Below are 24,395 nucleotides of genomic sequence, written 5' to 3'. Positions count from 1 at the left end.
CCATCGGGTACTTCACGCCCAATCAACGAGAACGTATGTACTACACAGCTGCGTGATTTTCTCGATTCTATGTGTCCAATCTATTGACAGCGGTGCACTTAACGATAGACTCATGCGGCGAAAGTAACCGGAGGACGGCGACTTCTCTAATCCTAATTACGAGAAAGAAACCTGTACCCTATCCCCGGCTCCGTGACGATATATTTCGGCCTGGTAGGGTCTTCCTCCAGCTTCTTCCGCAAATGGCCGATGTACACGCGCAAATAATGGCTGTCCGATTCATGGTGATGGCCGCCCCAGACTTGCTGAAGCAACTGCCGCTGAGTAACCACCTTACCGGCGTTGGCGGCTAATATTTTCAGGAGATCGTACTCTGTCGGCGTCAGCTTCAACCTTTCACCGTTAAGTTCAACCGCCCGGTGAGCCAAATCGATCACGAGGTCGCCGAACTGAAGGATAGGCTCGTTCACGGATTTTGCCACATGGCGGAGCGCCACGCGAATTCTGGCTACTAGCTCTCCCATGCTGAACGGTTTCGTGACGTAGTCGTCAGCCCCGCCTTCCAATGCGGTGATTTTGTCTTCTTCGCGTTCCTTCGCCGTCAGCACAATAATCGGTACACTCGACCAGTCCCGGATACGCTTAAGGACATCCATTCCAGACATATCGGGGAGACCCAGATCCAACACAATTAAATCGGGATGAATGATGACGCTTGCAATACGCCGTCTTCTCCGGTGGTTGCTTCGTGAATTTCAAAATGATGGGCCTGCAAGGTGACTTTAAGCAGCTTTTGTATCTGGGGCTCGTCATCAATGACCAGAATGCGCGCCCCATTTTCGGTGATTGTCATGGTTGTTCGGTTTCCCCCTCTGGAGGTAGCGGACTCGGTTTGCTTTCTTCATTCAAGGGTAAAGAAATCATAACCTTCGTTCCTCTGTCAACATTCGGTTGTGCCGTAATTAACCCCCCGTGCAGTTCGACGATTCCTTTGCAAATCGCCAGTCCCAAGCCGGTGCCGGGTACATGTCTAGTTGCTTCGGCACGATAAAACTTGTCAAAAATGCGTTCCCGGTCAGCCGCCGCGAGACCGATTCCGGCATCCGCGACGGCGATAACGACACTGCTCTCTTCCGTCTTGACGGATACGTCGATGTTGCTATAATCAGGGGAAAATTTGATGGCATTGCTTATGACATTAACCAGCACTTGCTCCAGCAGCACCTCGTCTCCGAGAATCATCGGGATATGATCCGGCAACTCAACTCGGATGTTTCGATGCTGCTGAAAATCCTTCACCTGCGCAAGCACGACCCCTATAATGTCCTCAACATCGCACCATTTTTTACGCAGATGGAGCATGTCGCTTTCCAGCTTGACCATGCCGAGCAGGTTCGTAACAAGGCGATTCATGCGCAGTGCCCCGTCTCGGATTGTAGCGAGCAGATCCAGCCGATCCTCAGGCGAGAATAGCCGATCTCCTTCGATTAATCCTGTCACGGAACCGATAATGGTCGCCAGCGGCGTTCGCAGCTCATGGGAGACGGAATCGAGCAATGCCGTCCGAAGTTTTTCCGATTCCGCCATCAAATGCGCAAGCTTCGCCTCCTCGGCCAGCTTGACACGTGCAATTGCGCTTGCGGCAAGCCCACATAGAGCCTCCAACAAGCGGACGGTATCAGGCGAAAGAACGGCATGCGAACTCTCGAGATTGACGGATAAGACTCCGTATATACGGTCCTCGGTACGCAATGGAACGTAAAGTCCCGACGATTCTCGCAACGTGTTGGACCCTTTCCCCGCTATTTCCCCATGCTGATAAACCCACTTTGCGATGACCATTTCCGAATCGGACTGCCCCAACTGGGAGTGTACGAAAGAAGAGGCCGATAATCTCAGTTCGTTCTTGTCATCAGGCAAATAAATGGCAACCGGAGTGCCGGCCATCTGGGATACTTGCCGGGAAACGTTCTCCAGAAGGGAATGAATGTCTGTAATCGCGCTCATTTGTCGGCTCAACGCATAGAGCGAGGCCGTATGTGCTTCTCTTTGCTTCGAGAAGCGCAGCTGTTCCTTCAACCGGGCAGCCAGACTTCCGGTTAATGCAGCTACCGCCAAAAACACGACAAAGGAGACCAAATAACGCAAATCCGCTACGGTAAAGCTCAGGAAAGGCGGTACAAAAAAGAAATCAAAAGCCAGGACGCCTAAGGCCGCCGCGTAAAAGGATGGCCCGATTCCTCCATAAACAGCGCTTAACAATACGGGGATTAAATACAAGAGCGCTATATTCACTAACTCGAACGTCAGCCCGAAAGGATGGAGGATAACGGTTAAAAGCGCAATGCTTACCGTGATCCAGGCATACGACTTCAGGGAAAATGACCGGTAGCCCCGTAACGGGGCTCTCGGTTCCTGGTCAGACTTGAGGCTTGCAGGGATGACATGGACATTAATGCCATGACTGTTCCGAATGATCTGCTCCACAACGGAACTGCGGAGCCATTCCCCGATCCGGGACCGGAGCGGCTTCCCGATAATCATTTGTTTCACATTGCGGCTGCGCGCTAAAGAAAGCAGTTCTTCGGCGATATGATTTCCCGATATGGTGACGACCTCTGCGCCAAGCTCTTCCGCCAGCTGAAGATTCCGTGAGAGCTGATCCTGCTTCTCCTTGTCTTTCGAAAACCCTTGCGGCGTTTGAACGTACACGGCAATCCAATCCGATTTGAGGCCCGCGGCCATTTGGCGCCCCATGCGAATTAACTGCTTCGAGAAGGGGCTGGCGCTCACGCACACCATGACCTTTTCGGCTACGGGCCAAGGACCGGAAATTTTCTTTGCCTGCATATATTGCTCAAGCTGACTGTCAACCCGCTGCGCGGCATAACGGAATGCCATTTCCCGCAAGGCGTCGATGTTGCCAGCGCGATAAAATTTCCGCTGAGCTTCTCTTTCACTCTCGTTAAGTCCGGCACGATTGAATCGCTGTATGATTTCATCCGTCGGCGCATCGACCAATTGGATGCGATCCGCTTGCTCGAGGAACGTATCGGGTACTGTCTCCACCACGTTCCAGCCGATAATCCGCGAGACGATATCGTTAAGACTTTCCACGTGCTGAATATTGAGCGTAGCGTACACGTCAATGCCGTGGCCCAGAATAGTCTCTACATCCAAGTAACGCTTCGGCCTCATGGCGTTCGGCCCGTTTACGGGTTCAAGGTTATCGACCAGAACGAGCCCGGGACGCTTTTGAATGATTCCTTCCGTATCCATGAGTCCGTTCTTCTTGGACAAGACAGGGAATTGAAGCTTGGCATTCAAGCTCTTCGTATCGGGGTAAGCGGCCGCTTCCATCCATCCGAGCAAAACATCGATGCCCTGCTCTCTCTGCTTCTCTGCAGCGGTCAGCATGGCATAGGTTTTGCCTACGCCGGCGGCGGCGCCGAGAAACAGCGTTAATTTCCCTCTCTTCGCAAGCTCTGATACCAATTGTCTCACATCCTGCCGATTCTCTTGCTCCAGTTCATTATAACGCAAGGTTCGGATCATAATCCGCTACAATTAAGACATCTCTATGCCTGGATTGACGGATAAGACGATTCACCACGGAGCCTTTCCACAGCTCTTCCCAGAAGCCTAGCTTCGATTGGCCGATTACCAGCTGCGTAGCTTCCACTTCATCCGCCTTTATGCGCAGCACTTCGGCAATTTTCTGCGCGTACTGGCCCTCGTGAACGATGAATTTTCCGCCGAGGCGAACCGTCAGCTTCTTAAACGCCTCGAGTCTTAACTTGAGTTCCTCGGATAACGGTCCTCCTGCATGCACATAATTGACATACCAGGCGGCTTTCAGCCTGTAGGCGGTGCGAAATCCGCGGCGAATCAAACGATCGGCGTGAGGAGTGGAATTGACGCACACGAAAATCACCTCCTTGCGCCGCCACGGGCCGCGAAGGGAGCTTTCCTCGCCGGGTATAACCTCAAGAAAGATCCCGCGTTCCTGAAGCAGCTCGTCGCGGACGGGCACCTTGTCGCCAATCATACGATGACGCACCGCGATTTCAATACGCTTTCCGACGACGAGATCAAGAAGGAGATCGCCGATTTCGAGAAGCTGTACAAGGACATTACGGGCAGCGCCGTTAAGCCGTTTTTCCGCTTTCCTTACGGTCGTTACAACCGCCATGTGCTGAGCCTCGTATCCGATCTCGGTTATACGTCCGTATTTTGGTCGACGGCGATGAAAGATTGGGAGCCGCGCAAGCATCCCGACGATCCGCTGAACGATATCATGGCCAATCTGCATGACGGCAACGTCATCCTCATGCATCAAGGGTCGAAGGAAAACATCGAGGCGCTGGACAAAATCATCAAGGCGATCAAGGACAAAGGATACGAATTCGATACGGTGGACCATTTGCAAGCCCCGCCCCGGTCTTAAGTCTCGGGCGCGCACTCCGCGCAGGCAATGTTCTGGATATAACGGCGTATTGCCTCCCGGGCGGCGATGAGGTAACATATCGTATTGTCTCTTTGTGACAGCAATCCGACATGCGCCGCCCGAACGTGCCTCCGGTACGTTGCCGGGCCGTCAGGCATATGTTACAGGGATGCCTCACCATCAAAGTGGAGAAGGAAGCGTGGACCCGTGCAGCATGCGATAGCCATCTTAGATTCAGGCGTCGGGGGCTTAACCGTTGTGAAAGAAATTATGCGGCAGCTTCCGCAAGAGAAAATCATCTATTTCGGCGACACCGCCCGCTCGCCTTACGGGCCGCGTCCCGCCGACGAGGTGCGCCTGTTCACCCGGCAAATCGTTGACTACCTCGCGCAATTTGCGCCGAAAATGATCGTGATCGCCTGCAATACCGCCACTGCGGTAGCGCTGGACGATATTCGCCGGCATGTCGGCATTCCGGTCGTCGGCGTCATCCACCCTGGCGCACGGGCGGCCATCAAGTCGACCCGAAGCGGCATGATCGGCGTTATCGGGACCGAAGGCACGATTCGCAGCGGCGCCTACGAGCAAGCTCTAAAGCGTATTTCGCCGGGGCTTCAGGTGTTTAGCCTGGCGTGCCCGCGGCTGGCACCCTTCGTCGAGCGCGGCTTGTTCGGCGCCGATGAAGCGGAAGACGTCGTGCGCAGCTCGCTGGAGCCGATCATGAATGTGCCGATGGATTGCCTCATTCTCGGCTGCACCCATTACCCGTTTCTGGCAGATGCGATCGGGCAGGTGATGGGGCCAGGGGTAAAGCTCATTTCTTCCGCAGACGAAACGGCGCGCGAAGTGAGCGCCATCCTTTATCATAAGGGCTTGCTATCGGAGTCGGCGGACATTCCGCTTCATCAGTTTTTTTGCAGCGGCGATCCCGCGCTGTTCAAACAAATCGCCCAAACGTGGCTGTCCGAGCAAATCTCGATCACGCCCGTCATCTGGCAAGTGCCCAATATCGTATAATCCTGAGCTGCCCCCGCCGCTCCCGGAGCGCGACGGCAAGCTCAAAAACCCCGCTCGAGCGAGCGGGGTTTTTGGCTTTAAAGCGACCTGAACTGCTCCGGGCTCATGCCCACGGCGGTCCGGAACGCCCGGTATAACTGGCTCGTGCTCGCGAATCCGAGGCTCAAGCTAATGTCCGTAACCGACATCCGGGTTGTCCGCAGCTGGCGCTTCGCTTCCTCGATCCGCACTTGCAGCACGTACTGGTAAGGCGACAAACCGGTGGCCGATTTGAACGAGCGTATAAAATGATACCGGCTTTGCAGCGCGACCGACGCCAGCTCGTCAACGGTCAAGCAAGAGCGGAAGCGGGCCCGGATATACTCGATTGCGCGGGCGATGTGCGGATCGTTCTTGTTTGGCGTGGAAAGGGGGCCGTCGCTTGGCGGGATGCTTCCTGTCAGAACGCGGCTCATGTAGGAGACCACAAGCGATTCCGTCTCCTGCTGGGCGAGCGGGTCCGCAGCATCGCGCATGAGCAGCTGCTCGGCCCATGCCCGGAACCGGACCTGCAGCTCTTGTGCGTTAATATACGGCCTCGGAGCCAGCCCGTCTGCCGGGAAGCCCTCGGGCATCCGGTCCGACTGCAGCTGAATGATGATGACGCCGGACTTGCCGCCGAGCCGAAAATGGTGCTCTTCGCGTGGGTGCTGCACGCGGGCGCACCCTTCGCCGAGCCGATATTCGCGGCGTTCCTGCGTAAACTGGCACGTGCCGTGAATGGGCACGGTCAATTGAACGCGGTCGTCATGAAAGTGGGGGTCGTTCGTAAACTCGTCCTCGATGCGCCACAGCTCCATCGCGGGCGTCTTGATTCGGATTTGCATAGACGTTCACCTGATGACAGTATAGCAAAAATTGCTTGATTTCGTAGCAACATTCGCGACGACATCAACCTCTCGCTTTTTTAAGATATAGAAAAAAGAAGGAGGAGAGACGCTTATGCTGCCGCAATCGTCAACGGATGCGCCGCAATTCCGCATGGAGCAAGCGGCCGAACGGACGCGGACGTACTCGATGTACGCCCTTGTCGGAGTGAGCCTCGCACACTTGTTCAACGACGCGATGCAAACGGTCATTCCGGCCGGGTTCCCGCTGTTTCAGCAACAAATGAATTTGAGCTTCAGCCAAATCGGATGGGTGGCGTTCGTTCTGAATGTCACGGCATCGCTCCTTCAGCCGCTCATCGGCTACTATACGGACAAAAGGCCGATGCCCGCCATGCTTCCGGCAGGAATGATATTTTCGCTTGCCGGAATGATCGGCTTGGCCAGTTCCGCGAATATGACCGCGCTGCTTTTGTCCGTCATGGCTGTAGGTATCGGCTCGTCCGTGCTTCATCCGGAATCTTCGCGCGTCGCCCATTTGGCCGCAGGCAAAGGCAGAGGGCTTGCCCAGTCCGTTTTCCAGGTCGGGGGGAATACGGGCCAGGCGCTCGGACCGTTGCTGGTGGCCCTTCTTCTCGTTCCAAAAGGCCAGCAAGGATTTGTGTGGCTGTCGCTTCTTGCCTTGGCGGGCATTGCAATCCAAATCGGGGTCAGCCGTTGGTATAAGTCCGGAATCGCGATAGACCGCGTGGGCCATAAAGAGAAGACGGTACGGCAGCCGGCAAAACTAAGCGGACAAGCCGACCGGAAAACGACCGTTTTTGTCATCGGCGTGCTCATCCTGCTGCTGTTTTCCAAGTTCGTTTATTTGGCCGGAATGAACGGGTTCTATTCGTTCTATTACATGAACCGGTACGGGCTGCCGCTCGCTAACGCCCAGTTGTGCCTGTTCGTCCTGCAGTTTGCCGGCATGCTCGGTACGCTGCTCGGCGGTCCGCTGGCCGACCGGATCGGCAGGAAGAGCGTCATCTGGTTTTCGATTTTCGGCACCGCGCCGTTCGCCATGCTGCTGCCTTACGCCGGTCCAACCGCCTCGCTGCTGCTTTGCGTGCCGATCGGCCTGATTTTGATGTCGGGCTTCTCGGTCATTATCGTCTACGCGCAAGAAATGCTTCCGGGCAAAGTGGGCACCGTGGCGGGACTGTTTTTCGGGCTGTCGTTCGGGATGGGCGGCATCGGATCCGTCGCTCTCGGATGGCTTGCGGATGCGACTTCCGTGACGCTCGTCATCCGGCTTTGCGCATTTTTGCCGCTGCTGGGCATCGTAGCCTTTTTGCTGCCGAAGGACAGGCGCGGCTGACGCGAATCGCACGTACCAATCATAGGAAATGAACCGGCTCTATGCCGGTTTTTTTATCGCTCCATCGGTAAGTATAAGCTGCGCCTATACGTAGGCGGAATCCGCTACGAGACGTTGAGCTGGAGAAATGGCGCGCAACAAGGCTAACTTCGTACAGCTTGCTTAACGCTTTGGCGTTAAGCTGGAGGAGAAAATGGTGAACAACAAGGCTAACGTCGTACAGCCAGCTCAACGCTTTGGCGTTAAGCTGGAGGAGAAATGGTGAACAACGCACCTAACGTCGTACAGCCTGCTTAACGCCGGGAAACGCGTTCGTCTTAAGGACGGCGTAAACCGTCTCCTCTTGCTTGCCGGCGGAATACACTGTAGCACAACGAAACGTTGCAGGGGAGGATCGGGCGAGGTGGAACGATCTATTGTCGAGTCGGCAGCGGCTTACGATTACGGCGCGTTTCGGCGCGATTTGGCATTGCTGGCGCAGCGGTACGGCCAGCTGCGGACGGAAATGCTCGGCTGCAGCGTGATGGGGAGAGAGCTGCTGTGCGTGCGGCTCGGCTCGGGACCTAGGCGCGTCCATATCAATGCGGCGTTCCATGCCAACGAATGGATTACTTCCCTCGTGCTCATGAGCGTGTTGGAGGAGCTGGCCGGCGCCGACGAGCAAAATTCCTTGTTCGCCGGACGGTCCGCCCGGCGGCTGCTGGCAAACAATACGCTGTGGCTTGTGCCGATGGTGAATCCGGACGGGGTCGAACTTGTGCTGCATGGCCCTTGTTCTGCGCCCCCGCTGCAGTGCGGGCTGCTCGCGCAGAATGGAGGCTCTTGCGATTTTAGCGGCTGGAAAGCGAACATTCGCGGGATTGATTTGAACGATCAGTTTCCGGCCCATTGGGAGGAGGAGCGTGCCCGCCGCTTTGTGCCGGAGCCTGGCCCGCGCGATTACGGCGGAGAAGCGCCGCTCACCGAGTCGGAGGCGCAGGCGATCGCGCTGCTTACTCTCGACGTGGATTTTCACCGGGCTATGGCGCTGCACACGCAGGGCGAAGAAATTTATTGGAATTACCGCGAATGCGAACCGCCGGAAGCGGAAGTTCTCGCCGCGCGGATGGCCGCCGCCAGCGGCTATAAAGCCGTGAAGCTGGCGGACAGCGACGCCGGGTACAAAGATTGGTTCATTCAGCTATACCGCCGGCCCGGCTTTACGATCGAGCTCGGCTGTGGCGTCAACCCGCTTCCCGTATCGCAGCTTCCGCAGCTGCTGGGAGCCGCTAGGGCGATCATCGGCGAACTGCTGGAAGATTGACGCCGATGCGGCCAGTCCCGGCAAAAATGTCCGAGCCGCCCTTGCACCAATGGGCTCCCGCTCACCATATATTGCTGCATACACGTTTCGGAGGAGGGCACAGAGATGGCGGGAAGCAAGGGCGGGCATAAACCGAAAAAGAAAAAGGAAGGCGCTTCTGGACGGGCCCAATACACGATGAGGATTGTCGATTCGGCCACGTGCGCCGTATGCAAAACGCCGTGCGCGCGCGGCCTCGATTATTTGGCGCGGATGTCGCAGCCGGGCGCGGTCGGCAGAGGGGTACCCTGCATACTGACGCGCAAGCGGGTCAACTGAAGGGCAAGGCCGCAAGCAGCGCGGCAAAAAGACCGGTCTGCCGCCTCGAGGCTGTGCAGACCGGTCTTTTTTGAAAATTGTATTCATCGGGCAACTCGCTTGTCTTTTATTGGGCAGAGCGAGCGCCGGCTGCAGGGCGGGGTTTGGTGGGCGAGCTTCTTATTATGGAGCCGGATATGCTCTTGGGGCCGGCATGGTGTTGTTGCATGAGGTTGCAAGGAAGGCCTCGCCTCTGTACGATGGTGAAACAGAAGACGATGGGGCCGGACAGGAGCAATCTTCACAAAGTCCAAGGTTCTTAATTCAACGACTTGGGGGGCGCTGATTGGGAATGAAACGACGAATAACGGCGTTTAAAGCCCTGACATTCGCTAGCTAAGACGTTTGTTCTCTCTGCATGGAATTTTCAGTCGCTGATCGTCTTTTCCCCATAAAACCGGCTCCGGATCCGTCATGAAAGTCGCTAACTAACGAACATGTTCGTTATTTCACCGCAATGTCGAACGGATATGCGGTTGGGCGCTTGGGTAACTTCCTAGATCACGTCGACTCGGAACTGCGAGCCGGATTCCCCCTGCATTTGGGATATTCATGCGATTTGCAGGCAAAACCGGGCGGAGGCAGGATTTGCGACGGCGATTGTCGAACGATAAGGACTGAATGATAGCCTGAACCGTAGCTTTAGCAAGCAAGAACCAAGCAACACGCATGAGAGACAACCGAAGCAAGCAAGCAACCGAAGCAACACGCATGCGGGACAACCGAAGCAAGCCAGAACCAAGCAACACGCATGAAGATCAACCGAAGCATGCATTTAACCAAGCAACACGCATGAACAGCAGCCCGGCACGCGCCAAGTTTACCGTCGCTCCCGGAAGCCTATACTACGGATACACTTCTTGCCCGCAATAAGGAGGGAACGCGAATGTTCAAAACGGTGCGGTGGTGGTCGCTGCGCAGATGGGGACGGGCCGTCGCTCGCGTGTGGCGCATCATCCGGTCGCCGCAAGTGCCGCTCCGCGTGAAGCTGCTGTTTGTCGTACCCGTGCTCCTTTATTGGGTGCTGCCGGATGCGCTGCCGGGCCTGCCGTTCGACGACATTGCCGTGACGCTGCTGCTGACGGGCTGGTTCGCTTCCTATACGGAACGCAAATATCCGCATTTGTAACGGGAGAAAGTATGAGGTCATGGCTTTGATGGAATATCCAAAATTCGAAAACCGCAAAATTTACGAAAAAATTGCCGCGCATTTGGAAGAACAAATTGCCGGCGGCGTCCTGAAGCCCGGGGACAAGCTGCCGTCGACGAAAGAGCTGTCCGAGTCGTACCAAGTCGGACGCTCCACGATTCGTGAAGCGCTGAGCGCGTTAAAAGCCAAAGGGCTGCTGGACATTCATCAGGGCGAAGGGAGCTACGTGCGCAAGGTTGAGCCTGGCGACGTGCAGCTGCCGAAATTGGCAACGCTGCTGCTCAGCAAGGAGTCGGTGCTGGAGCTGCTGGAAGCGCGCAAGGCGCTGGAGACGGCGAACGCCGGCATCGCTGCGGCCAAGCGGACGGAAGCCGATCTGCCTCGTTCGAGCGCGTGCTGAAGACGATGGAGGCGAACCTCGGCAACGAAGAAGAAGGAGAACGGGCCGACGTCGAGTTTCACCGGACGCTCGCGGCGGCAACGCACAACTCGATTATGATGCGGCTGCTCGAGTCGATATCCGGCCAGATGGAGCTTGCGATCCGCGAAACGAGACGGCTGCAGATGTACGCCGACAAAGCGGTCTCGAAGCAGCTGTGGATGGAGCATAGCGCGATTTACTGCGCGGTGCGGGACGGCTCTCCGGAAGCGGCGCAGCAGGCGATGCGCGATCATTTGCTTCATGTGGAGCGGATGTTGGAGCCTTTTTTGCTCCAGCAGAAAGTATAAGCATCGCCTATACTCAGGCTGATTCCGCCACTAGGCGTTAAGCTGGAGGAGTAAACGGCGAGCAACGGGCAGGCGTCGCACAGCCAGCTTATCGCATCGGCGTTAAGCTGGGAGAGTAGCGGCAAGCCAATGTGCGGGGCGTCTCTCAGCCAGCTTAAAGCCGGGAAACGCGCTCGTCCTAACGGACGGCGTAAGCCGGTTCCTCTTGCTGCGTCATAAGCATTAGCCGCTCATAGAATCGCCCGGTTCCGCTGCGATAAACGCGCCCGCCCTAAGACGGCGCATGCCGCTTCCTCTCGCATTCGCATTCGCGGAGCGGCCGTGTTCGCGGAAAAGGGGCTTCCCAACATTCAACTTATCTGATAACCTGATAACAGGATCATTTTAGGAGGCGAACCCCTTTGACAGTATCGCTATTCATTACGTGTTTGGCCGACATGTTTTACCCCGAGGTCGGGGAGAGCATGGTGCGGCTGCTGCACCGGTACGGCTGCGAGGTCGATTTTCCGGAGGGCCAGACGTGCTGCGGGCAGCCGGCGTTCAACAGCGGCTATCAGGACGAGGCGCGCGAGGTGGCGCGGCGGCTAATCCGCGCTTTCGAGCACAGCGACTACGTCGTCTCGCCGTCTGGCTCGTGCAACGGCATGATTCACCATTATTATCCGCATTTGTTCCGGAACGAGCCGGAATGGGCGGCGAAGGCGGAAGCGTTCATCGCCAAGACGTACGAGTTTTCGCAGTTTATGGTGAACGTGCTCGGCGTAACCGATCTCGATGCGGAATTCCCTGCGAAGGCTACGTACCATCCTTCATGCCACGGCTCGCGGCTGCTCGGCATCAAGGACGAGCCGGCGGCGCTGCTGAAAGGAGTGCGCGGCCTGGAGCTTGTGGAGCTGCCGCATAAGGAAGATTGCTGCGGCTTCGGGGGTACTTTCGCGGTGAAAATGGCCGACATGTCGGAAGCGATGATATGCGACAAAGCAAACAATGTGGTTTCAACCGGGGCGGACGTTTTGGTCGGGATGGACATGGGCTGCCTGATGAATATCGAAGGCAGGCTGAACAAGGAAGGCCGGCCGATCCGCGTCATGCACCTCGTTCAGCTGCTGGAGGAAGGAGTGAACAGGCGTGAGCGAAACCGCGTATAGCATGGCCGATCCCGAGCTGGAGCCGATCGGCAGCGGGCTGAAGAAACGGACGGAGCGGGCCCTGGCCGACGAGTTTTTGCGCAAGGCCGTCAAGTTCACGACAGAGAAGCTGAAAAACAGCAGGCTAAGCGCTATCGCCGATATCGGCCATTGGGAAACTTGGCGCGAGCGGGCCAAAGCCATTCGCTCGCATACGATCGCGCACCTCGACTACTATTTGACGCAGTTTTCCGACAACGTCGCCCGGGCGGGAGGGCATGTCCATTTTTGCGCCTCCGCGGAAGAAGCGGTGCGGCAGTTCATCGCTATCGCCGAAGCGAAAAAGGCGAAGCTCGTCGCCAAAGGCAAATCGATGGTGTCCGAAGAGATGCATCTCAATCACCGGCTGGAGGAGCTCGGCATCGAGGCGATAGAAACCGACCTTGGCGAGTACATTTTGCAGCTGGCCAGGGAGACGCCGTCGCACCTCATTATTCCGGCAATTCACAAAAACAAGCAGCAGATCGCCGACCTGTTTACCGCCGACGGCGGCGAGCCGATGGAGCCGCAGACGCAGGTGCTGGCGGCGTACGCCAAGCGCAAGCTGCGGCAATATTTTCTGGAGGCGGACATCGGCCTTACGGGCTGCAACTTCGGCGTGGCGGAGACCGGTTCGATTACGCTCGTCTCGAATGAAGCAACGGCCGGATGGTGTCGACGCTGCCGAAAACGCATGTCGTCATTATGGGCATGGAGCGGCTTGTACCGACGCTGGAGGACCTCGAGGTCGTGCTGAATATGCTGGCACGCAGCGCTACAGGACAGAAGCTGACGGTATATACGTCCTTGATTACGGGCCCGCGGCGGCCGGAAGATTTGGACGGACCCGAGGAGCTGCACGTCATCGTGCTCGACAACGGGCGGTCGGCGCAGCTCGGCGACCCGATGTTCCAGGAAGTGCTGAACTGCATTCGCTGCGCGGCGTGCCTGAACGTGTGCCCGGTTTATAAGCAAGTCGGCGGCCATACGTACGGCAGCGTGTACAGCGGGCCGATCGGCGCCGTCTTGACGCCGCTGCTGAAGCAGGACATGAAGGAAGCCGGGCAGCTCGCCTATGCATCAAGCTTGTGCGGAGCGTGCTACGAAGCATGCCCGGTCAAAATCCCGCTGCACGACATGCTCGTGCACCTGCGCCACCGCAAAGTGAAAATGGGCTACGCGCCGCCACTGGAAAAGCTGGCATTCAAAGTGTACGCCACGACGTTCGGCAGCGTGAAGCTGTACCGAATGGCGGCAAAATCGGCCTATTTCGGCCTGAAGCCATTCGCGCGCGGCGGTGCGATAAGACGGCTGCCGGGGCCGGGAGCCGGCTGGACGCAGTCGCGCCTGTTCCCGATGAAGCCGAAGCAGTCGTTCCGCGACCGTTGGGAGGCGCTGCAGCGGGAGCTGCAGGCGGCGCCGCAGACGAAGGCGGCGAAAGCTGCGGGGCAGCAAGTCGAAAAGGGGCGGATCAAGCATGATGGATAAGCATACAATGCTGCAAGGCAGCATTAACGGCCGCGAGGCGTTCATGCGCCGCATCGCGAACCGGCTTGGCCGCGGCGAGCCGCTTGCCTCGGCGCCGCAGCGCGACGTGCGCGGCGTGCCGGAGCATTACGCCGTAGTCAAGCTTGGCATGAGCGACAACGTGCAATTGTTCCTCGAAAGCTGGTCCGCATTGAAGGGTCAGGCGCTCGTCGTCAAGGAGGCCGAAGCGCCGCAAGCGATCGGCGCCTGGCTGCGGCAAATCGCCGCGGAACACGGCGTCACCCGCATCGCTCGCTGGGATCACGACGGCCTCGAGGCGCTCGGGCTGGACGAAACGCTCGCTGCCGCAGGCATCGAAACGGTGCCGTGGCGCGAACGCGAGGACGATCCGGAGGGAGCGGCCCGCGATGCCGCAGCTTCGCCCGGCGGTCCCATGTGGGCGAACCGCTCGCCGCTTTTGCGGATGACGGAGCGGGCGCAGCTCGGCCTCGTCTGGCCGGACTGTGCCATCGCCAACACAGGTACGCTCGCTCTGCTCGCTCGCGGCGGCCAAGGCCGTTCCGTCTCGCTGGTGACGGACATTCTGTTCGCCGTGTTCCGCGCCGACCAACTCGTCACCCGGCTCGGCGAAGCGTTCGAGCTCATTCGCAGGCGGTTCCCGGACGCGCCTTCGCTGCCTTCGTCCATCAATTTCGTCACCGGACCGAGCCGCAGCGCCGATATCGAGAACGACCTGACGATCGGCGTGCACGGCCCGGGCAAAGTGTATGCCGTGATCATCGAATGAGCACCGCCTGACGCCTCAAGTGGCAGAGGGGCAGAGCTTTCCGTTCCGGGCCCGTGCTTTGTTTTGCGCAGCCGCTTAGTCTCCGCTCCCGCCCACACCAATAGGCCTTTGCCGGCGTATGTGTATATCAGATCACATACCCGACAATGAGGTGAAACTTGCCATGTTCGAAGGATTGGAGCGGATGAAGCAATGGCTGCAGTCCGGCGATCAATTTTTCCAGCAGGTGCATGCGCTGTGGAACAGCGGCCCGCGTGTGGACGTATACGACACGGGGGATAAAGTCAAGGTCGTCATCGAAGCCCCTGGCCTCATGAATGCGGCAAGCAGGCACCAGTGGGCGGTGCGCGTCATCGATCACAATCTGGTGCTGCGGGGCCAGCTGCATATCGACCAGTCGGCGCGGAGCGATTACGGACGAACCTACAGCGAACGGCGCGATGAGCAGTTTACGAAAATCGTCCCGCTGCCCGCTCCGGTCGAACGGAAGCCGTCCGCGGTCCGGTACGACGACGGGCTGGTGACGATCGTGCTCGACAAGCGCAAAGACGACGCGGGCGACGAGTGGCACCGGATCGATTTCAGCCGCAAAAAATAACGCTGCATGCAAAAACTTTCCCCCGGCACAGTCGGCGGAAAGTTTTTTTTTCTATGAAATATGGGAAAGCGCGGAAGCGAAAAGGCTTTTTAGACAAGTAGACGGGATTTGTTCCGGTAAGCAGGGCTATCCAGTTTAGGAACAGGTTCGCTGTACAGCGTCTTGCGGGGCGTTATTAGGCACCGAATTGACGGAATGGATGCACAAGGACCGATTGTTCCATGAATAGCGACGAAAATTCGCTCACGGAGCGACCTTCGAGTCGCTTCCGGCTAATTTTTTTATTCCGGCTCAAAATCAGCGTCCAAAAAGTCTCAGTTTATCGAACACGGGCTGTATTTCATCCGTTAGAAGCGACCGTTTGCGGCCAGGGGCCGGATTCAGTGCGAGACAATCCGGCCGTTTTCGTTCCTTCACCCCTAAATCCACCAATTGATCGGCCCATATTGAAAATGTTTGAAAAACCAGTGGTCCTCTTCTTCGTCCTCCGGCGTTTCCGTCTCCTGAATGGCGTCGTCTTCCGGGGACACGATCTCTTCGTTTGTGTACGGATCGAATTTTGCCATTTTCATCACCTCAATTTAAGCATTTGAATCAAAGTGAATTTTATACATGCCGCCTAGAAGTACCCGCCGCCACTGCTTGCGCGTTCTGAAACATTATCCGCCTGCTTCACGTATAGAAGATAAGATTCAACCGTTACACTTTGTTTGAAACCGGAAGTCTGAAGGAGGAGGTGCAAGCGCTCGAGTGGTTACTCTCTACTGGATTTGCCTCATTACCGGCGTCTTGTTCGCGCTCGTCACGCTGCTGTTCGGCGAGCTGATCGGCCACTTGTTCGGCGCGGCGTTTGACGGCGCAGCCGGCGCCCATGCGCTGCCGGTGCTGCAGCCGGTTTCGCTCGTCGGGGGCATAACCGCGTTTGGAGCCTGCGGCTTGCTGCTGACGCGGTACACCGTCTGGCCGGCTTTTCCCGTCGCGCTTCTGTCGCTGTTTGGCGCGCTCGCTCTCTCGGTTGCCTTCGCTTTCCTCTATGTACGCCCGATGCAGCGCAGCGAAAACTCGACCGGCTTCTCGATCCGCGAGCTGACCGGCGCCGTCGGCGAAATTACGGTCCCGATACCCGCCGCCGGCGGCTGCGGCGAAATCGTGCTCAAGGTCGGCGCCGCGCGGACGAACCAGATCGCCGCCTCGTTCGACGGCGCGCCGATTCCGGAAGGCGCCAAAGCCGTTGTGGTGGACGTGCGCGAAGGCGTGCTGTACGTGTCTCCGCTCGGAGACGAACTTTAGCCCATAAGGAGAGTGCATCTCATGGAATCTTCCGCTTTGCTCATTCCCAGTATCGTTGTCGGCGTTATCGTCATTCTCGGACTCGCCTTCTGGGCACGGTACAAAACAGTTTCGGCCGACGAGGCGATGATCGTAACCGGCTCCTTCCTCGGCAGCCGCAACGTCTCCGAAGACGAATCCGGACGCCGCATCAAAATCGTCCGGGGCGGCGGCGCCTTCATTTTGCCGGTGTTCCAGCAAGCTCAGTTTTTATCGCTATTGTCGCATAAACTCGACGTAACGACGCCTGAAGTATACACGGAGCAGGGCGTACCCGTAAGTTCGGAAGCCGTCGCCATCATTAAAATCGGCGGTTCCGTCGAAGATGTCGCCACAGCTGCCGAGCAGTTTCTCGGCAAGCCGATCGAAGCGCTGAAAGGCGAAGCGCAGGAAGTGCTCGAAGGCCATCTGCGCGCCATTCTCGGCTCGATGACGGTCGAGGAAGTGTACCGCAACCGCGACAGGTTCGCGCAGGAGGTGCAGGGCGTAGCCGCCAAGGATCTGAAAAAAATGGGGCTGCAAATCGTCTCGTTCACGATCAAAGACGTGCGCGACAAGCAAGGCTACCTCGACGCGCTCGGCAAACCTCGCATCGCTGCGGTGAAGCGCGACGCCGAAATCGCCGAAGCGGAGGCGACGCGCGACGCCCGCGTGCAGAAGGCGCGCGCCGAGGAGGAGGGGCAGAAGGCGGAGCTGCTGCGCGACACGAACATCGCCGAGGCGGCGAAGGAGAAGGAGCTGAAGATCGCTTCGTTCAGAAAGGAGCAAGATTTGGCCAAAGCGGAAGCGGACCAGGCCTATGCCATCCAGGAAGCGCGCTCGAAGCAAAACGTCGTCGAGGAGCAAATGCGCGTCGAGCTTGTGCGCAAGGAGCGGGAGATCGACCTGGAAACGAAGGAAATTTTGCGCCGCGAGAAGCAGTACGATGCCGAAGTGAAGAAAAAAGCCGACGCCGACCGATATGCGGTGGAGCAGGCGGCGGAAGCGGACAAAGCGCGCAAGCTGCTGGAGGCGGACGCGCTGCGCTATAAGATCGAAGCGGAAGCGAAAGCGCAAGCCGAGCAGAAGCGGCTCGAGGGCCTTGCCGTCGCCGAAGCGGAGAAAGCGAAAGGTACGGCCGAGGCGGAAGTTATCCGCCTGCGCGGTCTCGCCGAAGCGGAAGCGAAGCAGAAGCTGGCCGAGGCGTTCGAGAAGTTCGGCGAGGCGGCGGTGCTGGACATCATTGTGAAAATGTTGCCGGAGCTCGCCGGCCGCGTAGCCGAGCCGATCAAGGCGATCGATAAGCTGACCGTCGTCGACACCGGCCACGGCGAAGGCGCGGCGCGCCTTTCGAACTACGTCACGTCGCTCATGGCGACGGCCCCGGAGATGGTGAAGAGCGTGTCCGGCATCGATGTCGAAAAGCTGATGAAGAGCTTGACGGCGAAGGCGGAGCAATAACGATAACCGTTCACGGCAAAAAGCATCCCGACCCGCGGCTTAGGCGCCGCTACCAGGTCGGGATGCTTTTTTTACCGTTAAAGAATGTTTAAGTTCTGTGAAGCGGTAAAGCGAGCAGAAGAACATTCTTTACGGCATGAAAAGCTTCCTCGCTAACGAAGCGAGTTTTGCTACGCAAAACTTGCAGGTCGCTCATCATCGCAAAGGCTTCGAAAGAAGCTTTTCTTACTTTATGCCGGTTCGTGAGCCTTTGGGCGGGATGGAACACTTGTTTTCGATGAACGCAATTTGGTTTTCGATCCGGTTCCGCAGCTCCAGCTGATCCTGCGAAGGATCGGCGCCGAGGGAAGCTTGCAGCTCCTGCAGCTCCTCCTTCAAGGCGTGCAAATCGGCGCCGGCGTTCGCGCAATCGTAGTCGCTCTCCAGGTTGTTCAGCATCGCGCAGCGCTCCTTATTTGGATTTCCCTTTGTTGTCGCTTTTGTCGGACGTGCGGGTGGTCGTGTTTTGGTTCGCGTGGCCTTGCTGTTTGTGGCCCATATCGTTCCCTCCCTTGCTAAGCTCGCTCGCGCCGGCAGGCGCGGGCGGCACTACGCGGATAGTGTGCGAAGGTGCGGGGGGACTTATTCCAAAATAAAAAAGCCCTTCCTACGCTCGTCATGGAGCGGAAGAAGGGGGTGTGCGTCATTCATCTGCCGGAAGCGGCTAACAGCTTGTTCTCAATGGAACGCTTCACTTTTTTGACAGCTTGCGTTTCGAGCTGGTGATTCATGGCGAACTTATCGCCGGCGAGCGCAAGCGCTTCCTTCAGCGTGAGTTCGATAACGATACGGTCTTCGCCTTGGGCAATTTCCAGTTTTTCGCTCATGCCATATCACCCTCCATCCAATCATCCTTTGAGTTTCCTCATTTCTAATATAACACATCATGTAAGGTTTATCAAGAGGATCCGGAGGCGTGAAGGCCTATATTTTATCGGGTTTTCGGCGGTTGGAAGGGCCGGTCCGTCAGTCGTTCGGCAAACGAATCCAGCGCTGCAAATAGCCCTGATCGAGCAGCGCCTTGATGGTAATAATGAGGATCGGAGACAAAATCAAGCCGCGACGCCGAACAAAGAGAGTGAAATGATCATGAACGAAAGCATCGTGAACGCCGATACGCCGAGCGATTCGCCGGTAATTTTCGGTTCGAGGAACTGGCGAATGAGAATCGTGACGACGAGCAGTACGGAAAGCGATATGCCGAGATGAACGTCGCCGACGATGAACAGGTACAAAATCCACGGAATGAACAGCGTCGGCACCCCGAGCAAGGGCAGCAGGTCGAAGACGGCGGAAAGCACCGCCAGCGTGAAGGCGTTGGAAATGCCAAGCACGAGCAGGCCGACAAACACGATAACGAACGTAATGGAAATGAGCTTCAGCTGCGCCTTCAAATATGTAGCGATGCCGCGGATGACGTTCTCGCGCAGGAACTGAAACACTTTCTTGAACGTTCCGGGCGTCTTCTCGCCAGCCAGCCTTTTCCAGCTTTCGATTTCGATGCTGAGAAAAAAGGCGAGCACGATCCCGATCGCGAAATTGACGACGAACGCGGATACGCTCGTGAGCGTGCCGACGACGCTCGCCAAAAACCTTTTGGCCAGCGCGGACAAGTAGTTCGCCATTTCGCCGGCGTACTTCGTGATATTGGCCGTCACTTCGTCCGGCAGCGCCGAATAGCGCGCCTGCAGCTCGTGAGCGTGAACGGCGATTTGTTCTTGCAGCAGCTTCGTGTAATCGCCGAATTTGGCGGTGAGACTGATCGTTTGCGACACCATCAAAATGCCGGCGCCGGTGAGCGCCCCCAGAATGACGAGGAAGAAGACGAGCGTTGAGATCGCCGTGGCGATCGTTTTTTTCATGCCGCGCCGGTGCAGGAAGCGCGCCAGCGGTTCGATGATAAGATAGACGACGAAGGAAAGAAAGATCGGCGTGGCGATCCGATACAGGAAGCTGAACAGCAGCATGAACACATATACAGTAAGCAGCAGCAGCGCGATATCGAACGCCGTACGCCAATATTTCCGCCAAAAAGGAATCATGCGGACACCTCAGCGTTTAGGAGATAGGGTCTTGCTCCGTCAAGATGAGCGGACCGTCCGCAGTAATGGCGATGGTGTGTTCATATTGGGCGGACAAGCTGCCGTCGACGGTGCGGGCCGTCCAGCCGTCGGGATCGACCATCGTATGGTAGGCGCCGACGTTCAGCATCGGTTCGATCGTGAACACCATCCCTTCCTTCAGGCGAGGGCCCCGACCCGCCGGGCCGTAATGCGGCACCTGCGGATCCTCGTGCATTTGTTTGCCGATGCCGTGGCCGATAAAGTCGCGCACGACGGAGAAGCCCTGCGCCTCGGCAAACGTCTGGATCGCATGCGACACGTCGCCGATCCGATTGCCGACGACGGCTTGCTGAATGCCGCGGTAGAGCGCTTCTTTGGTGACGCGCAGCAGCTTGTCGGCCGTTTCCGAGACGTTGCCTACGGCGTACGACCAGGCGGAATCGGCCAGCCAGCCGTCCACATTGACGACCATATCGATCGTTACGATGTCGCCGTCCTTCAGCGCGTAGTCGCCGGGAAATCCGTGGCAGATGACGTCGTTGACCGAAGCGCACGTGGCGTATTTGTAGCCTTTGTACCCTTTTTGCTCCGGCGTGGCGCCGCGCTGCTCGAGAAATTTCTCGACAAAACGGTCGATCTCCCCGGTCGTAATCCCCGGACGGATCATTGCGGCAATTTCTTTATGGCAGCTCGCCAAAATGCGGCCGGCCTTGTGCATGTTCTCGATTTCTTCTTTCGTTTTCAGCGTAATCATTGCTGGCGGTTCACCTGTTCCTCTCTGTGAGGGCCTGCTTCCCAATCATGTCCATTTGGCGGCCCAAAGCTTCATTTCCTTCAATATTTGATGCAGATCTTCGCCTTTCGGCGTGAGCGAATACTCGACGGTGACAGGGACAGTGGGGTAAGCGGTGCGCTCGATGACGCCCTTCTCCTCCAGATGGCGGAGCGTGTCGGTAAGCGACTTCGGATTGATGCCGTTCACTTGCCGCTGCAGCTCGCCAAACCGCTTCTTGCCGCAAAACAGCTCGCGAAGCACGAGGAACGACCATTTGCCGCCGATGACGTCGAGCGTTTTCTCGATATTGCATTCGATAACGGTCGGCTGGCGCGGCACATAGCTGTTCGGGACCGGCGAGGCGGGCGGCTCTTTCTTCAATGCGACCATAAAAGACGGCTCCCTTCTGCTTCACACGTTTGAGCTACTTACCTAAATGTAAGTAGATTTTGTTTTTGTAATAACATGAACTATTTTTCACTACTTTCTATTTTAAATAACAAAGATTAAAATAGCAACAAACGACGCTCGTTCAGATGGAGGGACAAAGACGTTGGAATACCGGAGACTTGGCAGAAGCGGCGTGAAGGTAAGCGAAATTTCGCTCGGCAGCTGGCTGACGTACGGCGGCTCGGTCGAAGCCGCGCAGGCGGAAGATGTCATCGACAAAGCGTACGGGCTGGGTATCAACTTTTTCGATACGGCCAACGTGTATCACCGCGGCGCGGCCGAAGAAATCGTCGGCAAAGCGCTGAAGAAATATCCGCGGCATTCGTACGTGCTGGCGACGAAAGTGTTTTTCCCGATGGGCGACAAGCCGAACGAAAGCGGACTTTCCCGCAAACACATTATGGAGCAGTGCGAAGCGAGCTTAAAGCGGATGAAGGTGGATTACATCGATCTGTACCAATGCCACCGCTACGATCCGGAAACGCCGCTGGACGAGACGCTGCGCGCGCTTGACGATCTCATTACGCAGGGCAAAGTGCTGTATGCCGGCGTCAGCGAATGGAGCGCGGTGCAGATCGCCGATGCGGCCGCCGCGGCGCGCGAGCTGAACCTCGACCGGATCGTCTCGAACCAGCCGAACTACAGCATGCTGCACCGCGCCATCGAGAAGGAGATCGTGCCCGTATCCGAACGCGAAGGAGTCGGCCAGATCGTGTTCTCGCCGCTGGCGCAAGGCGTCCTGACCGGCAAGTACAAGCCGGAGGCACCGCTGCCGGAAGGCTCGCGCGCTGCCGATCCGAAGTCGAACATGTTCATTAACCGCGTTCTGACCGACACTAATTTGCGCAAAGTCGAGAAGCTGCAGGCGGTCGCGGCCGAGCTCGGGCTGTCGATGTCGCAGCTTGCGCTGGCGTGGATTTTGCGGCTGCCGAACGTTTCCTCCTGCATCATCGGCGCGTCGCGGCCGGAGCAGGTGGAGGAGAACGCGAAGGCGTCCGGCGTGAAGCTGTCCGCAGAGACGCTGCAGCGGATCGAAGACATTCTTGCCTAGCGAAAATGGGAAGGACGCCCCGCCAGGCGTCCTTCCCATTTTTCACCGTTCGTAGAACTTCATATGCGGCATCGCACTGCGGTAATATTGCAGGCGGTTCTGCAGCGTTCCGGTGTGAAGCTCGAATTTGTGCCCGTCCGGATCGGTGAAATAAATCGAATTCCGGTCGCGCGGGTCCCGTTCGCGGCTTTCCAATATCGTTACGCCGTGTTCGCGAAGCCTATGCTCCCATGCAGGCAGCTCCGCCTCGGCGACGGTAAACGCCAGATGGGTGTAGGACAAGTGAATGTCGCGGCGCGGGATGTCCTCTTCGACGTTCAAGGCAAGCCAAATGCCGGCGAGGTCGAAATAGGCGAGCTTGCGGCCTTCGGCCAGCAGCCTGGCGCCGAGCGCGTCGCGGTAAAAGGCGATGGAGCGCTGCAGATCGGAAACCGAGAAGAGCAGATGATTGACGCCTTGAATGTGCATGCTATCGTTCCTTTCTAGCAGACGAGCTGCTTTCTGATAGAAAGACGCTAGGCGGGCGGGGAAAGTTGCTTTCCACGCCCCTTTTCTTTACAATAGGAACAAGCTGCACTATAACGCGATGATCAGGAGAGGTCCGAATGAAAGTCAAAATTAGCCGTAGCGCCGCGAAAGTACTGCTGGAAGAATTGAACAAGGAAGAGAACGCCGGGCTGAAAGTGCGCATCCAGGTGAGCGAGCGCCATGGCGACCACGTCCATTATGCGCTCGGCCTTGACGATCAGGCCGAGAACGATATTGTCGTATCGACGGACAAAGGCATCGATGTGCTGCTCGACAAGGACGAGCCGATGCTTCACGGCGTTCGCGTCGACTATTTTTATTTGCCGGAAGAAGGATTCATGATTACGAATCCGAGCAAAGGCAATCTCGGGGATCACTGATGGCCAACGATATTCGGGTCTGCGACAAGTGCAAGCATATGCGGATCAAGTCAGCAGTTCCGAAGCTGCAAAAGCTCGCGCCGGACGCCGATATTAAGGTGGGCTGCAAGTCGTATTGCGGCCCGTGTTCCCGATATGCGTTCATCTTTGTTAACGGCAGGTACGTCACCGGCGCGACCGAGGACGAAGCGATCGAAAAGGCTGCGAAATATATCAAATGACAACAACGGAGAGCCGCGGTGCGGTCTCCGTTTTTTCTTTGCGTTAGCGTTCGCGGCCCGTTCAGTCCGGCTCGGTCAGCGAACGGAGCAGCCGCTGCGCGACCTTCATGCCGAGCTCCGTCGTATGCCCGATACAGAACGAGAAGGCGATCGTGCCGATGGAAAACGGACCGCTGAGGCAAATGCCGGCCGTAACGGCGGCGATTTCCAGAATCGTGCGAACCCAGCGGATCGGCCAGCCGGTTCGATGGTGAATCGCCAGCATGAGCAGATCGCGCGGGCCGGCCCCGAGCTTCGACTGAATGTAGACGCCTGTGCCAAAGCCCCAAACGAAGAGCCCTGCCGTAAATAAGGCGATGCGCCGCGGAATATCCGTCGCGACCGGCACGAGATGAAGCGCGACAAGCCAATTGCAAAATTCGCCGACAAGCAGCATGTTGGCTATCAGCCCGACAGTCGGCCACTGCCGCAGCATGAGGCAGGCAACGGTGATAACCGCCAGCCCGACAATCTGGCGCACCCGGCCGAACGACAAACCGCTAAGCTGCACGATGCCGAGATGCATTACGTCCCACGGAGCGGCACCGAATCTGGCTTGGACAATCAGGACGATGCCGTATGCCATAATGGCCAGGCCTACGATAAAGACGGTAGCCCGGCTTGCCAGCAGACGCATATCGAAGCCATGAACGGCGGGGGCGGCTGCCGCGCTTCTGGCCCGGGGGACGGAGACGGGCGACTGGCGCGAAGCGATTTTCACCCGATCGCTCACTTCCTTTCTGCCGGTAGAGAGCTTGGCTAACGTTCACTTTACAATGTATCGTACAGGCTCTCCTTTTATGACTGGAGCT

At 57.5% G+C, this 24,395-nt stretch carries 26 protein-coding genes and 3 pseudogenes; 17 read left to right on the top strand and 12 right to left on the bottom strand.

What is annotated here, in order from left to right:
- Positions 1-152: 152 nt before the first annotated feature.
- The 3 genes and pseudogenes from SD70_RS18090 to SD70_RS33525 form a co-directional block, all read right to left on the bottom strand.
- Positions 153-853 (bottom strand): annotated as a pseudogene (locus SD70_RS18090) (response regulator).
- On the bottom strand, positions 850-3,504 hold the full coding sequence (locus tag SD70_RS34995; protein ID WP_231571286.1) for a sensor histidine kinase: 2,655 nt from the start codon (positions 3,502-3,504) through the stop codon (positions 850-852). Before SD70_RS34995 ends, SD70_RS18090 begins: the two are co-directional and overlap by 4 nt.
- Positions 3,505-3,532: 28 nt before the next feature.
- Positions 3,533-3,925, bottom strand: coding sequence for a universal stress protein (locus tag SD70_RS33525; RefSeq protein WP_231571285.1), 393 nt, complete (start codon positions 3,923-3,925; stop codon positions 3,533-3,535).
- On the opposite strand from SD70_RS33525, the gene SD70_RS34990 reads away from it, so the two are divergent.
- Entirely contained in the window at positions 3,902-4,447 is a 546-nt protein-coding gene (locus tag SD70_RS34990; RefSeq protein ID WP_231571284.1) for a polysaccharide deacetylase family protein, read from the top strand. The genes SD70_RS33525 and SD70_RS34990 overlap by 24 nt on opposite strands.
- Before the next feature lie 207 nt (positions 4,448-4,654).
- Complete coding sequence (gene racE / locus SD70_RS18070; RefSeq protein WP_041048925.1) at positions 4,655-5,464, top strand: glutamate racemase; 810 nt, start codon at positions 4,655-4,657, stop codon at positions 5,462-5,464.
- A gap of 77 nt (positions 5,465-5,541) precedes the next feature.
- Here racE and SD70_RS18065 read toward each other — a convergent pair whose 3' ends face one another.
- The gene (locus tag SD70_RS18065; protein WP_041048924.1) at positions 5,542-6,330 is read right to left on the bottom strand and encodes an AraC family transcriptional regulator; all 789 of its coding nucleotides are present in this window, start codon (positions 6,328-6,330) and stop codon (positions 5,542-5,544) included.
- A gap of 154 nt (positions 6,331-6,484) precedes the next feature.
- Between SD70_RS18065 and SD70_RS18060 the strand changes: the two genes are divergently transcribed.
- The 10 genes and pseudogenes from SD70_RS18060 (at position 6,485) to SD70_RS18020 (ending at position 15,268) form a co-directional block, all read left to right on the top strand.
- Positions 6,485-7,690 (top strand): MFS transporter, encoded by a 1,206-nt coding sequence (locus SD70_RS18060; protein ID WP_041048944.1) that lies wholly within the window; start codon positions 6,485-6,487, stop codon positions 7,688-7,690.
- Between the two features lie 403 nt (positions 7,691-8,093).
- Positions 8,094-8,993 carry a M14 family metallopeptidase gene (locus SD70_RS18055; protein WP_231571283.1) on the top strand — a complete coding sequence of 300 codons (900 nt, stop codon included), beginning with the start codon at positions 8,094-8,096 and terminating at the stop codon, positions 8,991-8,993.
- A 105-nt stretch (positions 8,994-9,098) separates the two neighbouring features.
- Positions 9,099-9,311 carry a hypothetical protein gene (locus tag SD70_RS18050; protein WP_041048923.1) on the top strand — a complete coding sequence of 71 codons (213 nt, stop codon included), beginning with the start codon at positions 9,099-9,101 and terminating at the stop codon, positions 9,309-9,311.
- Between the two features lie 925 nt (positions 9,312-10,236).
- Positions 10,237-10,479 (top strand): hypothetical protein, encoded by a 243-nt coding sequence (locus tag SD70_RS18045; protein WP_041048922.1) that lies wholly within the window; start codon positions 10,237-10,239, stop codon positions 10,477-10,479.
- A gap of 19 nt (positions 10,480-10,498) precedes the next feature.
- The gene (locus SD70_RS39850) at positions 10,499-10,900 is read left to right on the top strand and encodes a FadR/GntR family transcriptional regulator (protein WP_331436811.1); all 402 of its coding nucleotides are present in this window, start codon (positions 10,499-10,501) and stop codon (positions 10,898-10,900) included.
- Positions 10,894-11,229, top strand: coding sequence for a FadR/GntR family transcriptional regulator (locus tag SD70_RS39845; RefSeq protein WP_331436810.1), 336 nt, complete (start codon positions 10,894-10,896; stop codon positions 11,227-11,229). Before SD70_RS39850 ends, SD70_RS39845 begins: the two co-directional genes overlap by 7 nt.
- Positions 11,230-11,630: 401 nt before the next feature.
- A complete protein-coding gene (locus SD70_RS18035) occupies positions 11,631-12,377 on the top strand; it encodes a (Fe-S)-binding protein (protein WP_041048921.1) in 747 nt (248 codons plus the stop codon).
- Between the two features lies 1 nt (position 12,378).
- Positions 12,379-13,883 (top strand): annotated as a pseudogene (locus tag SD70_RS18030) (LutB/LldF family L-lactate oxidation iron-sulfur protein).
- Positions 13,873-14,670 carry a LutC/YkgG family protein gene (locus tag SD70_RS18025; RefSeq protein WP_231571282.1) on the top strand — a complete coding sequence of 266 codons (798 nt, stop codon included), beginning with the start codon at positions 13,873-13,875 and terminating at the stop codon, positions 14,668-14,670. The pseudogene SD70_RS18030 and the gene SD70_RS18025 overlap by 11 nt, the downstream one beginning before the upstream one ends.
- 163 nt (positions 14,671-14,833) lie before the next feature.
- Entirely contained in the window at positions 14,834-15,268 is a 435-nt protein-coding gene (locus SD70_RS18020) for an Hsp20/alpha crystallin family protein (protein ID WP_041048920.1), read from the top strand.
- Positions 15,269-15,687: 419 nt separating this feature from the next.
- On the opposite strand, the gene SD70_RS36160 is transcribed toward SD70_RS18020, so the two are convergent.
- The gene (locus SD70_RS36160; protein WP_156158078.1) at positions 15,688-15,834 is read right to left on the bottom strand and encodes a hypothetical protein; all 147 of its coding nucleotides are present in this window, start codon (positions 15,832-15,834) and stop codon (positions 15,688-15,690) included.
- A gap of 184 nt (positions 15,835-16,018) precedes the next feature.
- Between SD70_RS36160 and SD70_RS18015 the strand changes: the two genes are divergently transcribed.
- A complete protein-coding gene (locus SD70_RS18015; protein WP_041048919.1) occupies positions 16,019-16,558 on the top strand; it encodes a hypothetical protein in 540 nt (179 codons plus the stop codon).
- A gap of 21 nt (positions 16,559-16,579) precedes the next feature.
- A complete protein-coding gene (locus SD70_RS18010) occupies positions 16,580-18,037 on the top strand; it encodes a flotillin family protein (RefSeq protein ID WP_041048940.1) in 1,458 nt (485 codons plus the stop codon).
- A 225-nt stretch (positions 18,038-18,262) separates the two neighbouring features.
- On the opposite strand, the gene SD70_RS18005 is transcribed toward SD70_RS18010, so the two are convergent.
- The 5 genes and pseudogenes from SD70_RS18005 to SD70_RS17985 all read right to left on the bottom strand — a co-directional run bounded on the left by SD70_RS18005 (position 18,263) and on the right by SD70_RS17985 (position 21,304).
- A complete protein-coding gene (locus SD70_RS18005) occupies positions 18,263-18,475 on the bottom strand; it encodes a hypothetical protein (protein WP_041048918.1) in 213 nt (70 codons plus the stop codon).
- A gap of 248 nt (positions 18,476-18,723) precedes the next feature.
- Entirely contained in the window at positions 18,724-18,903 is a 180-nt protein-coding gene (locus SD70_RS18000) for a hypothetical protein (RefSeq protein WP_041048917.1), read from the bottom strand.
- Between the two features lie 139 nt (positions 18,904-19,042).
- A pseudogene (gene ytvI / locus SD70_RS17995) lies at positions 19,043-20,118 on the bottom strand (sporulation integral membrane protein YtvI).
- A gap of 16 nt (positions 20,119-20,134) precedes the next feature.
- Positions 20,135-20,893: a type I methionyl aminopeptidase gene (gene map, locus SD70_RS17990; protein ID WP_041048916.1), complete on the bottom strand. Its 759-nt coding sequence runs from the start codon at positions 20,891-20,893 to the stop codon at positions 20,135-20,137.
- 45 nt (positions 20,894-20,938) lie between these two features.
- Positions 20,939-21,304, bottom strand: a complete 366-nt coding sequence (locus SD70_RS17985; protein WP_041048915.1) for a winged helix-turn-helix transcriptional regulator — start codon at positions 21,302-21,304, stop codon at positions 20,939-20,941.
- Between the two features lie 163 nt (positions 21,305-21,467).
- Here SD70_RS17985 and SD70_RS17980 point away from each other — a divergent pair, with 163 nt between their 5' ends.
- A complete protein-coding gene (locus tag SD70_RS17980; RefSeq protein ID WP_041048914.1) occupies positions 21,468-22,415 on the top strand; it encodes an aldo/keto reductase family protein in 948 nt (315 codons plus the stop codon).
- A 42-nt stretch (positions 22,416-22,457) separates the two neighbouring features.
- On the opposite strand, the gene fosB is transcribed toward SD70_RS17980, so the two are convergent.
- A complete protein-coding gene (gene fosB, locus SD70_RS17975) occupies positions 22,458-22,883 on the bottom strand; it encodes a metallothiol transferase FosB (RefSeq protein WP_041048913.1) in 426 nt (141 codons plus the stop codon).
- 137 nt (positions 22,884-23,020) lie between these two features.
- Here fosB and SD70_RS17970 point away from each other — a divergent pair, with 137 nt between their 5' ends.
- Positions 23,021-23,323: a heme biosynthesis protein HemY gene (locus SD70_RS17970; RefSeq protein ID WP_041048912.1), complete on the top strand. Its 303-nt coding sequence runs from the start codon at positions 23,021-23,023 to the stop codon at positions 23,321-23,323.
- On the top strand, positions 23,323-23,544 hold the full coding sequence (locus SD70_RS17965; RefSeq protein ID WP_041048911.1) for a DUF1450 domain-containing protein: 222 nt from the start codon (positions 23,323-23,325) through the stop codon (positions 23,542-23,544). Before SD70_RS17970 ends, SD70_RS17965 begins: the two co-directional genes overlap by 1 nt.
- A 61-nt stretch (positions 23,545-23,605) precedes the next feature.
- Here SD70_RS17965 and SD70_RS17960 read toward each other — a convergent pair whose 3' ends face one another.
- Positions 23,606-24,304, bottom strand: a complete 699-nt coding sequence (locus tag SD70_RS17960) for a YczE/YyaS/YitT family protein (protein WP_052487585.1) — start codon at positions 24,302-24,304, stop codon at positions 23,606-23,608.
- Positions 24,305-24,395: the final 91 nt, after the last annotated feature.

This window comes from Gordoniibacillus kamchatkensis, assembly GCF_000829455.1.
Lineage (GTDB): Bacteria > Bacillota > Bacilli > Paenibacillales > NBRC-103111 > Gordoniibacillus > Gordoniibacillus kamchatkensis.
The sequence above is the reverse complement of the archived record's forward strand: the minus strand, read 5'-3'. Positions and strand labels throughout refer to the sequence as shown.

Bases quoted from the DNA above. Each gene is read 5' to 3' on its own strand.
- SD70_RS18065 (WP_041048924.1), bottom strand. From the start codon at position 6,330: ATGCAAATCCGAATCAAGACGCCCGCGATGGAGCTGTGGCGCATCGAG.
- SD70_RS18060 (WP_041048944.1), top strand. From the start codon at position 6,485: ATGGAGCAAGCGGCCGAACGGACGCGGACGTACTCGATGTACGCCCTT.
- SD70_RS18050 (WP_041048923.1), top strand. From the start codon at position 9,099: ATGGCGGGAAGCAAGGGCGGGCATAAACCGAAAAAGAAAAAGGAAGGC.
- SD70_RS18045 (WP_041048922.1), top strand. From the start codon at position 10,237: ATGTTCAAAACGGTGCGGTGGTGGTCGCTGCGCAGATGGGGACGGGCC.
- SD70_RS39850 (WP_331436811.1), top strand. From the start codon at position 10,499: ATGGCTTTGATGGAATATCCAAAATTCGAAAACCGCAAAATTTACGAA.
- SD70_RS18025 (WP_231571282.1), top strand. From the start codon at position 13,873: ATGATGGATAAGCATACAATGCTGCAAGGCAGCATTAACGGCCGCGAG.
- SD70_RS18020 (WP_041048920.1), top strand. From the start codon at position 14,834: ATGTTCGAAGGATTGGAGCGGATGAAGCAATGGCTGCAGTCCGGCGAT.
- SD70_RS36160 (WP_156158078.1), bottom strand. From the start codon at position 15,834: ATGGCAAAATTCGATCCGTACACAAACGAAGAGATCGTGTCCCCGGAA.
- SD70_RS18010 (WP_041048940.1), top strand. From the start codon at position 16,580: ATGGAATCTTCCGCTTTGCTCATTCCCAGTATCGTTGTCGGCGTTATC.
- SD70_RS18005 (WP_041048918.1), bottom strand. From the start codon at position 18,475: ATGCTGAACAACCTGGAGAGCGACTACGATTGCGCGAACGCCGGCGCC.
- SD70_RS18000 (WP_041048917.1), bottom strand. From the start codon at position 18,903: ATGAGCGAAAAACTGGAAATTGCCCAAGGCGAAGACCGTATCGTTATC.
- map (WP_041048916.1), bottom strand. From the start codon at position 20,893: ATGATTACGCTGAAAACGAAAGAAGAAATCGAGAACATGCACAAGGCC.
- SD70_RS17985 (WP_041048915.1), bottom strand. From the start codon at position 21,304: ATGGTCGCATTGAAGAAAGAGCCGCCCGCCTCGCCGGTCCCGAACAGC.
- fosB (WP_041048913.1), bottom strand. From the start codon at position 22,883: ATGCACATTCAAGGCGTCAATCATCTGCTCTTCTCGGTTTCCGATCTG.
- SD70_RS17970 (WP_041048912.1), top strand. From the start codon at position 23,021: ATGAAAGTCAAAATTAGCCGTAGCGCCGCGAAAGTACTGCTGGAAGAA.
- SD70_RS17965 (WP_041048911.1), top strand. From the start codon at position 23,323: ATGGCCAACGATATTCGGGTCTGCGACAAGTGCAAGCATATGCGGATC.